Here is a 13988-nt window from a genome sequence, read left to right as displayed (position 1 = left end):
CCTTCCTCTCGACGACATAAGATCTGGGCAAGATGGCGCAGAGCTTGCGGTTAAATCGATGGAGCATGATCTCGCCCGAAAACCGCGTCGCGCTCTAGCCGCCCTGCTTGCGGCTCTCCTCGAGGATGATGTCGTAGAGCAGCTTGGCGCTCGGCGGCAGCGCCCGTTCTCTCGCCGTGATCAGGCTGTAGGGCTTGACGTTGATGTCGAAATCGATCGGCAGCATGCGCACGTCGGACGCCTTGGCACCTTGGCTTGCAAGGAAATGGGCGACGTCGACGGCGACGGGGGCGATCGCATCGGTTTCGCAGACGATGGCGCAGGTGAGCAGCAGCGAGGAGGTGTTGACGATGTTCTCCGGCAGCGCCACGCCGCGCGACAGGAAGATGTCTTCGATCGTGCGGCGCAGCAGCGTGCCCGGCGGCTGGAACACCCAGTCGTAATCCCTGACGTCGGAAAGACTGCTCGTCTTCTTTCTTTTAAGGAGCGGATGGCGGTTGCGCACGATCAGGCAGGCCCGTTCGATGCCGATCTCTTTCACCTCGAACAGGCGCGGGTTGAGGTCGTCGGGAATGCGGCCGATGATGAAGTCATGGCGGGCGGCAAGCAGCTCGCGGGCGAGCACGTTGCTCGTCTCCACCTGGATGTTGATCTCGATGCCGGGATAGGCCTTGCGCACCCTGTTAATCGCCGGCACGACGAGGCTCATGGCCGGCGCCGTCACCGCGCCGATGAAGACCGAGCCGCCCTTGCCGCTCTTCAATTCGCCGATCTCGCGGCTCGCCTCGCGCAGCTCCAACAGGATCTTGCGGGCACGTCTGGCGAGCGCCGCGCCGAAGGTCGTCAGCACCACGCCGCGGGCGACGCGTTCATAAAGCGACGTCTTGGTGATCGCCTCCATTTCCGACAGCATGCGCGATGCGGCGGGCTGCGAGATGTTGAGCACATCCGCGGCTGCGGAAATCTGTCCACTATCTTCGATTGCGACGATGATGCGCAGGTGATTCAGCTTAAGTCCCGAACGAAGAAAGCTGTCGTCGCCGAAATTGTCGCTGTGGATATCGACGTGATCCATCGAAATTGGCTCTGAAACGATCGTCATGGTTGCAGCCTCCCCACTGCGCTCCATCAAAAGTAATACTTTTTAACGATATACCAAAATTGTTATGCACATTACCACTTATTCTATTTGACAGTTATAGGAATCCATACCAGTTTGCCGCCGTGTGCTGGTTGGCACTCAACACGTGTGAGATCGTGGAGGAGACCTACTTCGTTTCTCACCATCTGAAGTAACTATCCAATACGGAACCTGCCACAGTTTCGGGGCGGGCGGTTTTCCGTCCGCTGCTCTATTAACAAGGGAGAGAGAAATGAAATCCATTATCTCATTGATGGCTGCGGCTGCCTTCGGCGTCGCTTCGTTCGTTGCACCGGCTATGGCCGCCGACAAGGGCACTGTCGGTATTGCCATGCCGACCAAGGCTTCGGCCCGCTGGATCGACGACGGCAACAACATCGTCAAGCAGCTCCAGGCTGCCGGTTACGGCACGGATCTGCAGTATGGCGACGACGACATTCCGAACCAGCTTTCGCAGATCGAAAACATGGTTACGAAGGGCGTCAAGGTTCTCGTCATCGCTTCGATCGACGGCACCACGCTTTCCGACGTTCTCCAGAAGGCTCACGATGCCGGCATCAAGGTCATCGCTTATGACCGTCTGATCCGCGATTCGGGCAACGTCGACTACTACGCCACCTTCGACAACTTCCAGGTCGGCGTTCTGCAGGCTAACTCCATCGTTGACGGCCTCGGCCTCAAGGATGGCAAGGGCCCGTTCAACATCGAACTCTTCGGCGGTTCGCCGGATGATAACAACGCCTTCTTCTTCTATGATGGCGCAATGTCCGTCCTGCAGCCCTACATCGACTCGGGCAAGCTCGTCGTGAAGTCCGGCCAGACCGGCATGGACAAGGTCGGCACGCTGCGTTGGGATCCGGCAACGGCCCAGGCCCGCATGGACAACCTGCTCTCGGCTAACTACACCGACGCCAAGGTCGACGCCGTCCTGTCTCCCTATGACGGTCTCTCGATCGGCATCATCTCCTCGCTGAAGGGCGTTGGTTACGGTACGGCTGCCCAGCCGCTGCCGATCGTCACCGGTCAGGACGCTGAAATCCCGTCGGTCAAGTCGATCATCGCTGGCGAACAGCACTCGACGATCTTCAAGGACACCCGCGAACTCGCCAAGGTCACGGTTGCCATGGTCGATGCCGTCATGTCCGGCAAGGAGCCTGAGGTCAACGACACCAAGACCTACGACAACGGCGTCAAGGTCGTTCCGTCCTATCTGCTGAAGCCGGTTGCCGTCGACAAGACCAACTACAAGCAGATCCTGGTCGACAGCGGTTACTACACCGAAGACAAGCTGAAGTAAGTTAAGCTGGAGGCCGGAGCCTGCGCTTGCGGGTTCCGGCCTTCGATTTTATGATTACCCATCCATTGACGGGCTGGGGACGCTGGAACTTTGACTATGGACAATACCATCCTCGAAATGCGGAGCATCACCAAGACGTTCCCGGGCGTCAAGGCGCTGGAGAACGTGAACCTCAAGGTTCGCAAGGGTGAAATTCACGCATTGGTAGGCGAAAACGGGGCCGGCAAATCGACCCTGATGAAAGTGCTCTCGGGTGTTTACCCCACCGGAAGTTATGACGGCGACATCGTCTATGAAGGCGAGACGCGCAACTTCAAGGCGCTGAGGGACTCCGAAGAAATCGGCATCGTCATCATCCACCAGGAATTGGCGCTCGTGCCGTTGCTGTCGATCGGCGAAAACATCTTCCTCGGCAACGAGAACGCCAAGAGCGGCGTCATCAGCTGGGACGAGACCTTCAACCGTACCAAGCAGTTGCTCAAGAAAGTCGGCCTGTCCGAATCTCCGAACACGCTGGTGACCGACATCGGTGTCGGCAAGCAGCAGCTCGTCGAGATCGCCAAGGCGCTGTCGAAGAGCGTCAAGCTGCTCATCCTCGACGAGCCGACGGCGTCGCTCAACGAAAGCGATTCCGATGCGCTGCTCACCCTGCTGATGGAGTTCCGCAAACAGGGAATCACCTCCATCATCATTTCCCACAAGCTGAACGAGATCCGTAAGGTCGCCGACCAGATCACCGTCCTGCGCGACGGCATGACCGTCAAGACGCTCGACTGTCACGCCGACGAGATCAGCGAAGACATCATCATCCGCAACATGGTCGGCCGCGATCTCGAAGATCGCTATCCCCCGCGTTCGGTGCCGATCGGCGAAACCATTCTCGAAGTGAAGAACTGGAACGCCTATCACCAGCAGCACCGCGACCGTCAGGTCCTGCACAATATCAACGTCACCGTCCGCAAGGGTGAAGTCGTCGGTATCGCCGGGCTGATGGGGGCAGGGCGCACCGAATTCGCCATGAGCCTGTTCGGCAAGTCCTATGGCCACAAGGTCTCGGGCGAGGCGCTGATGCACGGCAAGCCGGTCGACGTCAGCACCGTGCGCAAGGCGATCGACGCCGGGCTCGCCTACGTCACCGAAGACCGCAAGCAGCTCGGCCTGGTGCTCAACGACACGATCCTGCACAATACGACGCTCGTCAATCTGAAGGCGGTTTCGAATGCCTCGGTGATCGACAGCGTCAAGGAATCGCGGGTTGCGACCGATTATCGCTCGAAGCTGCGCATCCGCTCCTCCAGCATCTTCCAGGAAACGGTTAATCTTTCCGGCGGCAACCAGCAGAAGGTGGTGCTGTCGAAGTGGCTGTTCTCCGGCCCCGATGTCCTGATCCTGGACGAGCCGACGCGCGGCATCGATGTCGGCGCGAAATACGAAATCTATACCATCATCAACCAGCTTGCCGCCGATGGGAAAGGCGTTCTGATGATCTCGTCGGAAATGCCCGAACTGCTTGGCACTTGTGACCGCATCTACGTGATGAACGAAGGACGCATCGTCGCTGAACTGCCGAAGGGAGAAGCAAGCCAGGAAACCATCATGCGCGCTATCATGCGCTCAGGGGAGAAGAAACAATGACGCCGATCAATCAACCCATCGCTGAGCAGGGGCGTGTCGTCTCGATCGGGGACTATATCCGCGGCAACATCCGCGAATACGGCATGTTCATCGCACTCATCGCGATCATGGTGTTTTTTCAGTTCTCGACCGGTGGCGTTCTCTTCAGGCCGCTCAACCTGACCAACATCATTCTGCAGAACTCCTTCATCGTCATCATGGCGCTCGGCATGCTGCTGGTCATCGTTGCCGGCCATATCGATCTGTCGGTCGGCTCCGTCGTCGGCTTCATCGGCGCCATCGCCGGCGTGATGACGGTGCAGTGGCATACCAACTACGTCCTGGCGGGTGTCGTGTGTCTTGCTCTCGGCGCGGTCGTTGGCGGCGTTCAGGGCTATTTCGTCGCCTATCACAAGATCCCGTCCTTCATCGTCACGCTCGCCGGCATGCTGGTCTTCCGCGGCTTGACGCTGTTCGTGATGACGGCATCGGGCACCGGCACCAGCATCGGTCCGTTCCCGCCTGAGTTCCAGCTGATCAGCATCGGCTTCCTGCCCAACCTTGTCGATATGGGCGGCATCAACTCGACCTCGATCATCCTGACGGTCGTCGGCGCCGTGACCCTCTTCTATCTGGCGTGGCGCAAGCGCCTGTCGAACGAGAAGCATGGCAACGACGTCGAGCCGATGGGCTTCTTCCTTGCCCAGAACATCATAGTCTCGCTCGCCATCCTGGGGCTCGGCTATCAGCTGTCGATTTATCGCGGCTTCCCGAACGTGCTTGTCGTCATGCTCGTCCTCGTCGCTGCCTATGCCTTCATTACCCGTCGCACGACGATCGGCCGGCGCATCTACGCCATGGGCGGCAACGAGAAGGCCACCAAGCTTTCCGGTATCAACACCGAGCGGCTGACCTTCCTGACCTTCGCCAATATGGGTCTGCTCGCCGGTCTCGCCGGCCTGATCGTCGCACTGCGCCTCAACTCGGCGACGGCCAAGGGCGGTTTCGGCCTCGAGCTCGACGTCATCGCCGCCTGCTTCATCGGCGGCGCGTCGGCCCAGGGCGGCGTCGGCAAGGTGACGGGTGCAGTCATCGGCGCGCTGATCATGGGCATCATGAACAACGGCATGTCGATCCACGGTCTCGGCACCGACTCGCAGCAGATGGTCAAGGGTGCGGTGCTTCTCGCTGCCGTGTTCTTCGACGTCTACAACAAGAATAAGGGCTGAGCGCCTAAGCGCAGCCAGGCATTCGCAGTCATATGGATGATGGATTCCGGCTCCCGTGGGAGCCGGACAGGCGGAGCTTTTTCTGAGACTCGCCGAAACGAGAAGGATTGAAGTCGTGCTTATTTCCCAGATCAAGGGTGCCAACGGAGAGATCGTCGTCGCCGTGCGCGAGCAGGGCGGCGCGGCCAGGTCGGTCAACAATGCCGGTAGCGTCTATGCGCTGGCGATGGAAGCTGCCGACGGCGGCAAGTCGCTTGCCGCTGTTATCGAGGCCCATGGTTACGGCGAGGCCGTCGACCTTGAAAAAGCCTATGCGGAAGGCCGTTTTCTGCCGCCGATCACCCATCCCGACGCCGCCCACCTGCATCTGACCGGCACCGGGCTCACCCATCTCGGCTCGGCCGCCACCCGCGATTCCATGCACAAGAAGACCAGCGAGGCGGCCGAAGAAACGCTGACCGACTCGATGAAGATGTTCAAGATGGGCCTGGAGAACGGCAAGCCCAAGGCTGGCGAAAGAGGCGTGCAGCCCGAATGGTTCTACAAGGGCAACGGCTATGGTACGGCAGCGCCGGGCGCGCCGCTCGTCTCGCCCTCCTTCGCGCTCGACGGCGGCGAAGAGCCTGAAATGGCCGGCATCTACGTCATCGCCAAGGACGGCTCGCCGTTCCGCATCGGCTTTGCCCTGTCGAACGAGTTTTCGGACCACGTCACCGAACGGATCAACTATCTCTATCTGGCCCACTCGAAACTGCGCCCGGCCGCCTATGGTCCGGAAATCCGCATCGGCGCCGCGCCCGACGATATTCGCGGCACCTCGCGCATCAAGCGCGGCGACAAGGTGATCTTCGAAAAGCCGTTCCTCTCCGGCGAGGCGAACATGTCGCACACCTTTGCGAACCTCGAATATCACCACTTCAAATACGGCATCTTCCGTGTCCCGGGGGACGTGCATGTCCATATGTTCGGCACCGCGACACTGTCCTTTGCCGACGGCATCAAGGCGGAAGAGGGCGATGTCTTCGAAATCGAAGTCGCCGAATTCGGCCTGCCGCTGCGCAATCCGCTGAAGGTGGCGGCCGAAGAAGAGATTGCTGTCAAGCAGCTCTGATTTTCGAGGCCTGGCTGCGTCCGTGGCCGGCCGTGATGTAAACGGTAAAGGAGGCTTGTTCAGCCCATGACCATTTATCAAAACCTGATCGCCGGCGAGTGGGTCGGCACCAACGCGACGAAGAACATCAATCCGTCGGATACGAACGAGGTCGTCGGCCTCTATGCCGATGGCAGCGCTGAGGATACGAGAAACGCCATCGCCGCTGCCAAGGCCGCCTTTCCGGCTTGGTCGCGCTCGGGCATCTGGGAGCGCCACGTCATCCTGAAGAAGACCGGCGACGAGATCATGGCGCGCAAGGACGAGCTCGGCGCGCTGCTTGCCCGCGAAGAGGGCAAGACCCTGCCGGAAGCGACCGGCGAAGTCATTCGCGCTTCGCAGATCTTCGAATTCTTCGCAGGCGAAGCCCTTCGTCTGGCCGGCGAGGTCATCCCGTCGGTTCGCCCGAATATCGGCGTCGAGATCACCCGCGAAGCGCTCGGCGTGATCGGCATCATCACGCCGTGGAACTTTCCGATCGCCATTCCCGCCTGGAAGATTGCTCCTGCGCTTTGCTACGGCAACACCATCGTCTTCAAGCCGGCCGAACTGGTGCCCGCCTGCTCCTGGGCGATCGTCGATATCCTCAATAGGGCAGGGCTGCCGAAGGGCGTTCTGAACCTCGTCATGGGCAAGGGCTCGGTCGTCGGCCAGGCGATGCTCGAAAGCCCCGACGTTCACGGCATTACCTTTACCGGTTCCACCGGCACCGGCCGGCGCGTCGCTGCCGCCTCCATCGAGCATAACCGCAAGTTCCAGCTGGAGATGGGCGGCAAGAACCCGATGGTCGTGCTTGACGATGCCGATCTTTCCGTCGCCGTCGAAGCTGCCGCCAACTCCGGCTTTTTCTCCACCGGCCAGCGCTGCACGGCCTCGTCGCGCCTGATCGTCACCGAAGGCATCCACGACAAGTTCGTCGCGGCGCTGACCGAGAAGCTGAAGACGCTGGTCGTCGACAATGCGCTGAAGGCCGGAACCCACATCGGCCCCGTCGTCGACGAGCGACAGCTGAAGACCGACACCGACTATATCGAGATCGGCAAAAAGGAAGGCGCCAAGCTCGCCTTCGGCGGCGAGGTCATCTCGCGCGAAACGCCCGGCTTCTATCTGCAGCCGACGCTGTTTACCGAAGCGACCAACCAGATGCGCATTTCGCGCGAGGAAATCTTCGGACCCGTCGTCTCGATGATCCGCGCGAAGGATTACGACGAGGCGCTTGCCCTCGCCAACGACACGCCATTCGGCCTTTCTGCCGGCATCGCCACGACCAGCCTGAAACATGCGACGCATTTCAAGCGCAATTCGGAAGCCGGCATGGTCATGGTCAACCTGCCGACGGCAGGCGTCGATTTCCACGTTCCGTTCGGCGGCCGCAAGGGGTCGTCCTATGGCCCGCGTGAGCAGGGCAAGTATGCGAGCGAATTCTTTACTGTGGTCAAGACGGCCTACACGCTGGCTTGAGACATATCCGATGACCCGGGCCGTACGAGGCGGCCCGGCAATCACCTGAAGGACGGAGATTATGAAGAAGAAAGCGGAATGGCCGCGCAGGCTGAGGTCGCAGGAATGGTACGGCGGCACGAGCCGCGACGTGATTTATCATCGCGGCTGGCTTAAGAATCAGGGTTATCCGCACGACCTGTTCGACGGACGGCCTGTCATCGGGATCCTCAACACCTGGTCGGATATGACCCCCTGCAACGGCCATCTCAGAGAGCTCGCCGAGAAGGTGAAGGCGGGTGTGTGGGAGGCCGGCGGCTTCCCGCTCGAAGTGCCGGTGTTCTCGGCATCGGAAAACACCTTCCGCCCGACCGCGATGATGTACCGCAATCTTGCGGCGCTGGCGGTAGAAGAGGCGATCCGTGGCCAGCCGATGGATGGCTGCGTGCTGCTCGTCGGCTGCGACAAGACCACACCGTCGCTGCTGATGGGCGCGGCCTCCTGCGACCTGCCGTCGATCGTCGTCACCGGCGGTCCGATGCTGAACGGCTATTTCCGCGGCGAACGCGTCGGCTCCGGCACGCATCTGTGGAAGTTCTCCGAAATGGTGAAGGCCGGCGAGATGACGCAGGCCGAGTTCCTCGAAGCGGAAGCTTCGATGAGCCGTTCGTCGGGCACCTGCAATACCATGGGCACGGCTTCGACGATGGCGTCGATGGCCGAAGCGCTCGGCATGGCGCTGTCAGGCAATGCCGCGATCCCCGGCGTCGATTCCCGCCGCAAGGTCATGGCGCAGCTGACCGGCCGCCGTATCGTGCAGATGGTCAAGGACGATCTGAAGCCCTCGGAGATCATGACGAAACAGGCCTTCGAGAACGCCATCCGCACCAATGCGGCGATCGGTGGATCGACCAATGCCGTCATCCATCTGCTCGCCATTGCAGGCCGCGTCGGCATCGACCTGACGCTCGACGATTGGGACCGCTGTGGCCGCGACGTTCCGACGATCGTCAACCTGATGCCGTCGGGCAAGTACCTGATGGAAGAGTTCTTCTATGCCGGCGGCCTGCCGGTCGTGCTGAAGCGCCTCGGCGAGGCGGGCCTCCTGCACAAGGATGCGCTGACAGTGTCCGGCGAAACCGTCTGGGACGAGGTCAAGGACGTCGTCAACTGGAACGAGGACGTGATCCTGCCGGCCGAAAAGGCGCTGACCTCTTCCGGCGGCATCGTCGTGCTGCGCGGCAACCTCGCGCCCAAGGGCGCGGTGTTGAAGCCTTCGGCTGCTTCGCCGCATCTGCTGGTGCACCGGGGCAGGGCGGTCGTGTTCGAGGACATCGACGACTACAAGGCCAAGATCAACGACGACAATCTCGACATCGACGAGAATTGCGTCATGGTGATGAAAAACTGCGGGCCGAAGGGTTATCCCGGCATGGCCGAAGTCGGCAATATGGGCCTGCCGCCGAAGGTGCTGAAGAAGGGCATCCTCGACATGGTGCGTATATCAGACGCCCGCATGTCCGGAACCGCCTACGGCACCGTCGTGCTGCATACCTCGCCGGAAGCGGCGGTCGGCGGCCCGCTCGCGGTCGTCAAGACCGGCGACATGATCGAGCTCGACGTTCCGAACCGTCGTCTGCATCTCGACATTTCAGACGAGGAACTGGCGCGCCGTCTTGCCGAATGGCAGCCGAACCATGATCTGCCGACATCGGGCTATGCCTTCCTGCATCAGCAGCATGTCGAAGGAGCCGATACCGGCGCCGATCTCGACTTCCTCAAGGGATGTCGCGGAAACGCGGTGGGCAAGGACAGCCACTGAGCAGGGTTTGCCGATCTGGAATCGCGGAAGAGGCGGGGCTTTTGCTCCGCCTTTTTGTTGAAGATTTCCTTCGAACCGATCGCGCTCGAACTTGTTGAATGCAGATATAGTGCTATATGCTGTACAGGTGTACAGGAGGTATGGTCATGTCAAAGGTGGTCGGTGCTGCGGAATTCAAGGCGAAATGTCTGAATCTGATCGATCAGATGCGCAGCGACGATGAATCCATCGTCATCACCAAGCGCGGAAAGCCGGTTGCCGTGCTTTCCCCGGCGCGCGACACAGGCGAACGCAAGAGTATCATCGGCGCGATGAAGGGCAGCGTATTGCACTATGACGATCCTCTGTCTCCGGCCGTTGAGCCGGAGGATTGGGACGCCCTCCGTTGATCGTCATCGACACGCATATCCTCGTCTGGGCGATGCAGGACGATGCGCGCCTCGATTCGCAAGCCCGGCGCATCATCAATGAGATGACGGAGAAAAGCCGTATCCTGATTTCGGCGATCACACCTTGGGAAATCGCCATGCTCGTGCAGAAGGGGCGCCTGGCGCTCGGCGACGATGTCGGGCGATGGATCGACAGCGCTCTGTCGCTCCCCGGGCTTCAGCTCGCGCCGATCGAGCCTTCCATCGCGATAGACAGCGTTCGGCTGCCTGGAGAGTTTCATGCCGACCCCGCGGACCGCATCATCACCGCCACAGCCCGGTTTCATCGCATACCTTTGCTGACGGCGGATCAGGCAATCCTCAGCTATGGAGCGCGGGGTCACCTCCAGGTCGTTGCGGCTGGATAGACATGGCTTCCCGGCGTCGCTCAGCTCTGGCTCTGGCTTTGCATCTGGCCGCTGTCCTCTACCTTCACGGTGACCGACAGTGTTTCCCCCGGCGTGCCGATGCGCATGCCTGAGATCGGGGCGGCGTCGCGGTAGCAGAGGCCCGATGCGACGCGAACATATCGTTCATCCGGGCAGATTTCATTGGCCGGGTCGAAGCCGACCCAGCCGAGGCCGGGAATATGGGCTTCGGCCCAGGCATGGGTCGCCGCCTGTTCGACCTTTTCTTCCATCATCAGATAGCCAGAGACATAACGCGCCGGCACCTGCAGGGCGCGGGCGGCGGCAACGAAGATGTGCGCATGGTCCTGGCAGACGCCGCTTTTCTTCTCCAGCGCCTGTTCGGCCGTCGTCGCGGTGTCGCTGGTGCCGGGCCGGTAGTCGACGGTTTCGTGGATGGCGGCCATCAGCGCATGCATACGGCCGAGTTCGTTATCGCCGCTGACGCCTTTGATCAGTTCCTTCACCAGCTTGCCGCCCTTGGTGAGCGGCGTCTCGCGCAGGAAGAGCCAGAGCGGGCAGAAGCCGGTGTGCGGGCCGATGACGCCGTTGAGATCCGCGGTTTCGACCTCGCCTTCGGCGAGAATGCGCGTCACCTGCTGCTCGCCTTCCAGCGAGACCAGGTTGACGTGGTTGCCGTACTGGTCGTCATACTCCACTTCGGGCGTGGCGCCCTCGACCTTCAGCGACCAGGCGAGCATCTTCTGGCCTGAAGTCGCCGGCGGCGTCAGCCTCAGCCGTTGCAGGGAGAATTTCGCCGGTTCGTCGTAGCGGTATTCGGTGAGGTGGCTGATCTTCAATCTCATATTGTGATCCGCTTAAACGTAGAACCGGTAGCCATCGGAAATTTCCATGCCGAGCTGGTTGTTGCGCGAGACGAAATCCTCCAGGAACTCATGCAGGCCCTGATCCATGATGTCGCGGATTGCCCTCGTCTGCAGCGTGGTGCGGATTGCATCCGCGGTATCGTGGGCGGGGAGCCGCTCGCCATAATCCTGGGCGAGATAGCCGAGATTGCTGACGATCTTCTCATAGCAATAGGCAAGCGAGCGCGGCATCTGGACATTGAGGGTGAGGAAATCGGCAATGTTCATTGCCCGGTATTCGCCGTCATAGGCCCAGCTATAGGCACGGTGCGCGGAGACCGAGCGCAGGATCGATTCCCACTGGACGTTGTCGAGCGAGGAGCCGACCGCCGAGACCGAAGGCAGCAGCACGTAATATTTCACGTCTAGGATGCGGCTCGTATTGTCCGCCCGCTCGATGAAGGTGCCGATGCGGGCAAAATTATAGAGCTCGTTGCGCAGTGTCGAGCCATGGAAGGCGCCGCGGATGAGGCCGGCGCGGCGCTTGATGACGTCGATCACCTCAGGCAGGTCGGCGGCCTTGACGCGCTTTTCGAGCAGCGCCTTCAGCTCGATCCAGCATTCGTTGGTCGCTTCCCAGGTCTCGCGTGTCAGAGCGGTGCGCACCATGCGGGCATTGTTGCGGCCGAAGTCGATGCAGGACATGACGCTCGACGGATTGGAACGATCGCGCAGGAGATAATCGATCGCGTCGGCATTGGTCAGCTTGGCGTGGCCCTCGTCATAGGCCTCGCGAACGCCGGCACTTTGCAGCACCCCGTCCCAGTTGTCGTCGCCGGCGCTGCTGCGGGTGAGCGACATGCGTAGCCCGGCATCGACCAGACGGGCGATATTTTCGGCGCGCTCGATGTAACGGAACATCCAGTAGAGGCCGTTTGCGGTTCTTCCGAGCATCAGTCCTCCAGTACCCAGGTGTCTTTGGTGCCGCCGCCCTGGCTGGAATTGACCACCAGCGAGCCCTGCTTCAGCGCCACGCGGGTAAGCCCGCCCGGGATAATCTGGACCTTGTCGGAGACGAGCACATAGGGGCGAAGGTCGACATGGCGCGGCGCGATGCCCTTGTTGACGAGGATCGGCACGGTGGAGAGCGACAGCGTCGGCTGGGCGATGTAATTGTTCGGCTTGGCCTTCAGCTTCTCGGCGAAATCGGCGCGCTCCCTTTTTGATGCCGTCGGTCCAACCAGCATGCCATAGCCGCCGGAGCCGTGCACTTCCTTGACGACCAGCTCCTCCAGGTGCTCCAGCACGTATTTCAGGCTTGATGCTTCCGAGCAGCGCCAGGTCGGCACGTTTTCGAGCAGCGCCTTGCGGCCGGTATAGAATTCGACGATCTCCGGCATGTAGGAATAAATCGCCTTGTCGTCCGATATGCCGGTGCCCGGCGCATTGGCGATGGTGATGTTGCCGGAGCGGTAGACATCCATGATGCCGGGAATGCCGAGGGCGGAATCGGCCCGGAATGTCAGCGGATCGAGGAAATCGTCGTCGACGCGGCGGTAGAGCACGTCGATCGCCTCGTAGCCGCGGGTCGTGCGCATCTTCACCTTGCCGTCGATGACGCGCAGATCCGAGCCCTCGACCAGTTCGACGCCCATCATGTCGGCCAGGAAAGAGTGTTCGTAATAGGCCGAATTGTAGATGCCCGGGGTCAGCACCGCGACGCGCGGCTTGCCGGTGCAGCCGGGAGGAGCAAGCGAGGCGAGGCTCTGGCGCAAGAGGTAGGGATAATCCTCGACGCGCTGCACCTTGTTCTCGTGGAAGAGCTCCGGGAACATCTGCATCATGGTTTCCCGGTTTTCCAGCATGTAGCTGACACCGGAAGGCGTGCGGGCATTATCCTCCAGCACGTAAAACTGGTCTTCGCCTGTTCGTACGATGTCGGTGCCGACGATATGGGTGTAGACGCCGCCAGGCGGGCGGAAGCCGATCATCTCGGACAGGAAGGCGACATTGTTTTCGATCAGTTCGCGCGGGATGCGGCCGGCGCGGATGATCTCCTGCTTGTGATAGATATCATCCAGAAAGGCGTTGAGCGCGATTACCCGCTGCTCGATACCCTGGGCCAGCTTGCGCCATTCGCGGGCGGAGATGATGCGGGGAATGATGTCGAAGGGGATGAGCTTTTCGGAGCTATCGGCGTGGCCGTAAACGGCGAAGGTGATGCCGGTCTTGCGGAAGATATTTTCCGCGTCGCGGGACTTGGCAATCAGATGCGACCGGTCTTGGCTGTTGTACCACTCGAAATATTTTTCATAAGGCGGGCGGGGGCTCTCGTCCCCGGTAATCATTTCATCAAATGCCAAAGGTGCGGCTCCCCTTTTTTGTTCATTTGAATACAACGCAAATTGCAATGCAAGAACCATGCGCAGTTCGGGGAAAAGATTTTGCGGTGCGGGAAAGGGTGAAAATTCGGGCGTTTGGAGCAGTGCGGGGAGACGTGCAGGATGGTTGCTTCGTAGAGACTGCGCAAAATGTGAGCATTTGATTGGCTTTTGGTCGGTCGCGGTGGGTTAAAGGTGCAGGCGCAACTGCACATGCTATTAATTCCTGTGACGAGGAGAGGGTGTGCCGTGTGGCGCCCCCCTCTATTGGAC

At 60.7% G+C, this 13988-nt stretch carries 12 protein-coding genes; 8 read left to right on the top strand and 4 right to left on the bottom strand.

The window, feature by feature from the left end; all coding sequences use genetic code 11:
* Positions 1–94: 94 nt before the first annotated feature.
* Positions 95–1102 carry a LysR family transcriptional regulator gene (locus tag AMK00_RS16115; protein WP_064804301.1) on the bottom strand — a complete coding sequence of 336 codons (1008 nt, stop codon included), beginning with the start codon at positions 1100–1102 and terminating at the stop codon, positions 95–97.
* 271 nt (positions 1103–1373) lie between these two features.
* Between AMK00_RS16115 and chvE the strand changes: the two genes are divergently transcribed.
* The 8 genes from chvE (at position 1374) to AMK00_RS16075 (ending at position 10489) form a co-directional block, all read left to right on the top strand.
* Entirely contained in the window at positions 1374–2438 is a 1065-nt protein-coding gene (gene chvE / locus AMK00_RS16110) for a multiple monosaccharide ABC transporter substrate-binding protein (protein WP_004668889.1), read from the top strand.
* 96 nt (positions 2439–2534) lie between these two features.
* Positions 2535–4073, top strand: a complete 1539-nt coding sequence (gene mmsA / locus AMK00_RS16105) for a multiple monosaccharide ABC transporter ATP-binding protein (protein WP_064804299.1) — start codon at positions 2535–2537, stop codon at positions 4071–4073.
* A complete protein-coding gene (gene mmsB / locus AMK00_RS16100; protein WP_064811049.1) occupies positions 4070–5281 on the top strand; it encodes a multiple monosaccharide ABC transporter permease in 1212 nt (403 codons plus the stop codon). The genes mmsA and mmsB overlap by 4 nt, the downstream gene beginning before the upstream one ends.
* A 115-nt stretch (positions 5282–5396) precedes the next feature.
* Entirely contained in the window at positions 5397–6392 is a 996-nt protein-coding gene (gene araD1 / locus AMK00_RS16095; RefSeq protein ID WP_064811740.1) for an AraD1 family protein, read from the top strand.
* Positions 6393–6458: 66 nt separating this feature from the next.
* Positions 6459–7892 (top strand): aldehyde dehydrogenase family protein, encoded by a 1434-nt coding sequence (locus AMK00_RS16090; RefSeq protein WP_064811048.1) that lies wholly within the window; start codon positions 6459–6461, stop codon positions 7890–7892.
* 61 nt (positions 7893–7953) lie between these two features.
* Positions 7954–9693 (top strand): L-arabinonate dehydratase, encoded by a 1740-nt coding sequence (gene araD / locus AMK00_RS16085; RefSeq protein ID WP_064804293.1) that lies wholly within the window; start codon positions 7954–7956, stop codon positions 9691–9693.
* A 146-nt stretch (positions 9694–9839) separates the two neighbouring features.
* Complete coding sequence (locus tag AMK00_RS16080) at positions 9840–10082, top strand: type II toxin-antitoxin system Phd/YefM family antitoxin (RefSeq protein WP_170965846.1); 243 nt, start codon at positions 9840–9842, stop codon at positions 10080–10082.
* The gene (locus tag AMK00_RS16075) at positions 10079–10489 is read left to right on the top strand and encodes a type II toxin-antitoxin system VapC family toxin (RefSeq protein WP_064804290.1); all 411 of its coding nucleotides are present in this window, start codon (positions 10079–10081) and stop codon (positions 10487–10489) included. Before AMK00_RS16080 ends, AMK00_RS16075 begins: the two co-directional genes overlap by 4 nt.
* Before the next feature lie 20 nt (positions 10490–10509).
* On the opposite strand, the gene AMK00_RS16070 is transcribed toward AMK00_RS16075, so the two are convergent.
* From AMK00_RS16070 to AMK00_RS16060, 3 genes are read right to left on the bottom strand one after another with little or no spacing between them, the layout of a single operon-like run.
* A complete protein-coding gene (locus AMK00_RS16070; protein WP_064804289.1) occupies positions 10510–11334 on the bottom strand; it encodes a transglutaminase family protein in 825 nt (274 codons plus the stop codon).
* Positions 11335–11346: 12 nt separating this feature from the next.
* Positions 11347–12288 carry an alpha-E domain-containing protein gene (locus AMK00_RS16065; RefSeq protein WP_064804287.1) on the bottom strand — a complete coding sequence of 314 codons (942 nt, stop codon included), beginning with the start codon at positions 12286–12288 and terminating at the stop codon, positions 11347–11349.
* The gene (locus AMK00_RS16060) at positions 12288–13697 is read right to left on the bottom strand and encodes a circularly permuted type 2 ATP-grasp protein (protein ID WP_064804285.1); all 1410 of its coding nucleotides are present in this window, start codon (positions 13695–13697) and stop codon (positions 12288–12290) included. Before AMK00_RS16060 ends, AMK00_RS16065 begins: the two co-directional genes overlap by 1 nt.
* Positions 13698–13988: the final 291 nt, after the last annotated feature.

Origin of the sequence: Rhizobium sp. N621 (assembly GCF_001664325.1) — a bacterium.
In the GTDB taxonomy this organism is placed as follows: domain Bacteria; phylum Pseudomonadota; class Alphaproteobacteria; order Rhizobiales; family Rhizobiaceae; genus Rhizobium; species Rhizobium esperanzae.
This window is presented reverse-complemented; position numbering and strand designations above follow the sequence as displayed.

Coding starts and splice junctions, on each gene's coding strand:
- AMK00_RS16115 (WP_064804301.1), bottom strand. CDS start 1,102: ATGACGATCGTTTCAGAGCCAATTTCGATGGATCACGTCGATATCCAC.
- chvE (WP_004668889.1), top strand. CDS start 1,374: ATGAAATCCATTATCTCATTGATGGCTGCGGCTGCCTTCGGCGTCGCT.
- mmsA (WP_064804299.1), top strand. CDS start 2,535: ATGGACAATACCATCCTCGAAATGCGGAGCATCACCAAGACGTTCCCG.
- mmsB (WP_064811049.1), top strand. CDS start 4,070: ATGACGCCGATCAATCAACCCATCGCTGAGCAGGGGCGTGTCGTCTCG.
- AMK00_RS16090 (WP_064811048.1), top strand. CDS start 6,459: ATGACCATTTATCAAAACCTGATCGCCGGCGAGTGGGTCGGCACCAAC.
- araD (WP_064804293.1), top strand. CDS start 7,954: ATGAAGAAGAAAGCGGAATGGCCGCGCAGGCTGAGGTCGCAGGAATGG.
- AMK00_RS16080 (WP_170965846.1), top strand. CDS start 9,840: ATGTCAAAGGTGGTCGGTGCTGCGGAATTCAAGGCGAAATGTCTGAAT.
- AMK00_RS16070 (WP_064804289.1), bottom strand. CDS start 11,334: ATGAGATTGAAGATCAGCCACCTCACCGAATACCGCTACGACGAACCG.
- AMK00_RS16065 (WP_064804287.1), bottom strand. CDS start 12,288: ATGCTCGGAAGAACCGCAAACGGCCTCTACTGGATGTTCCGTTACATC.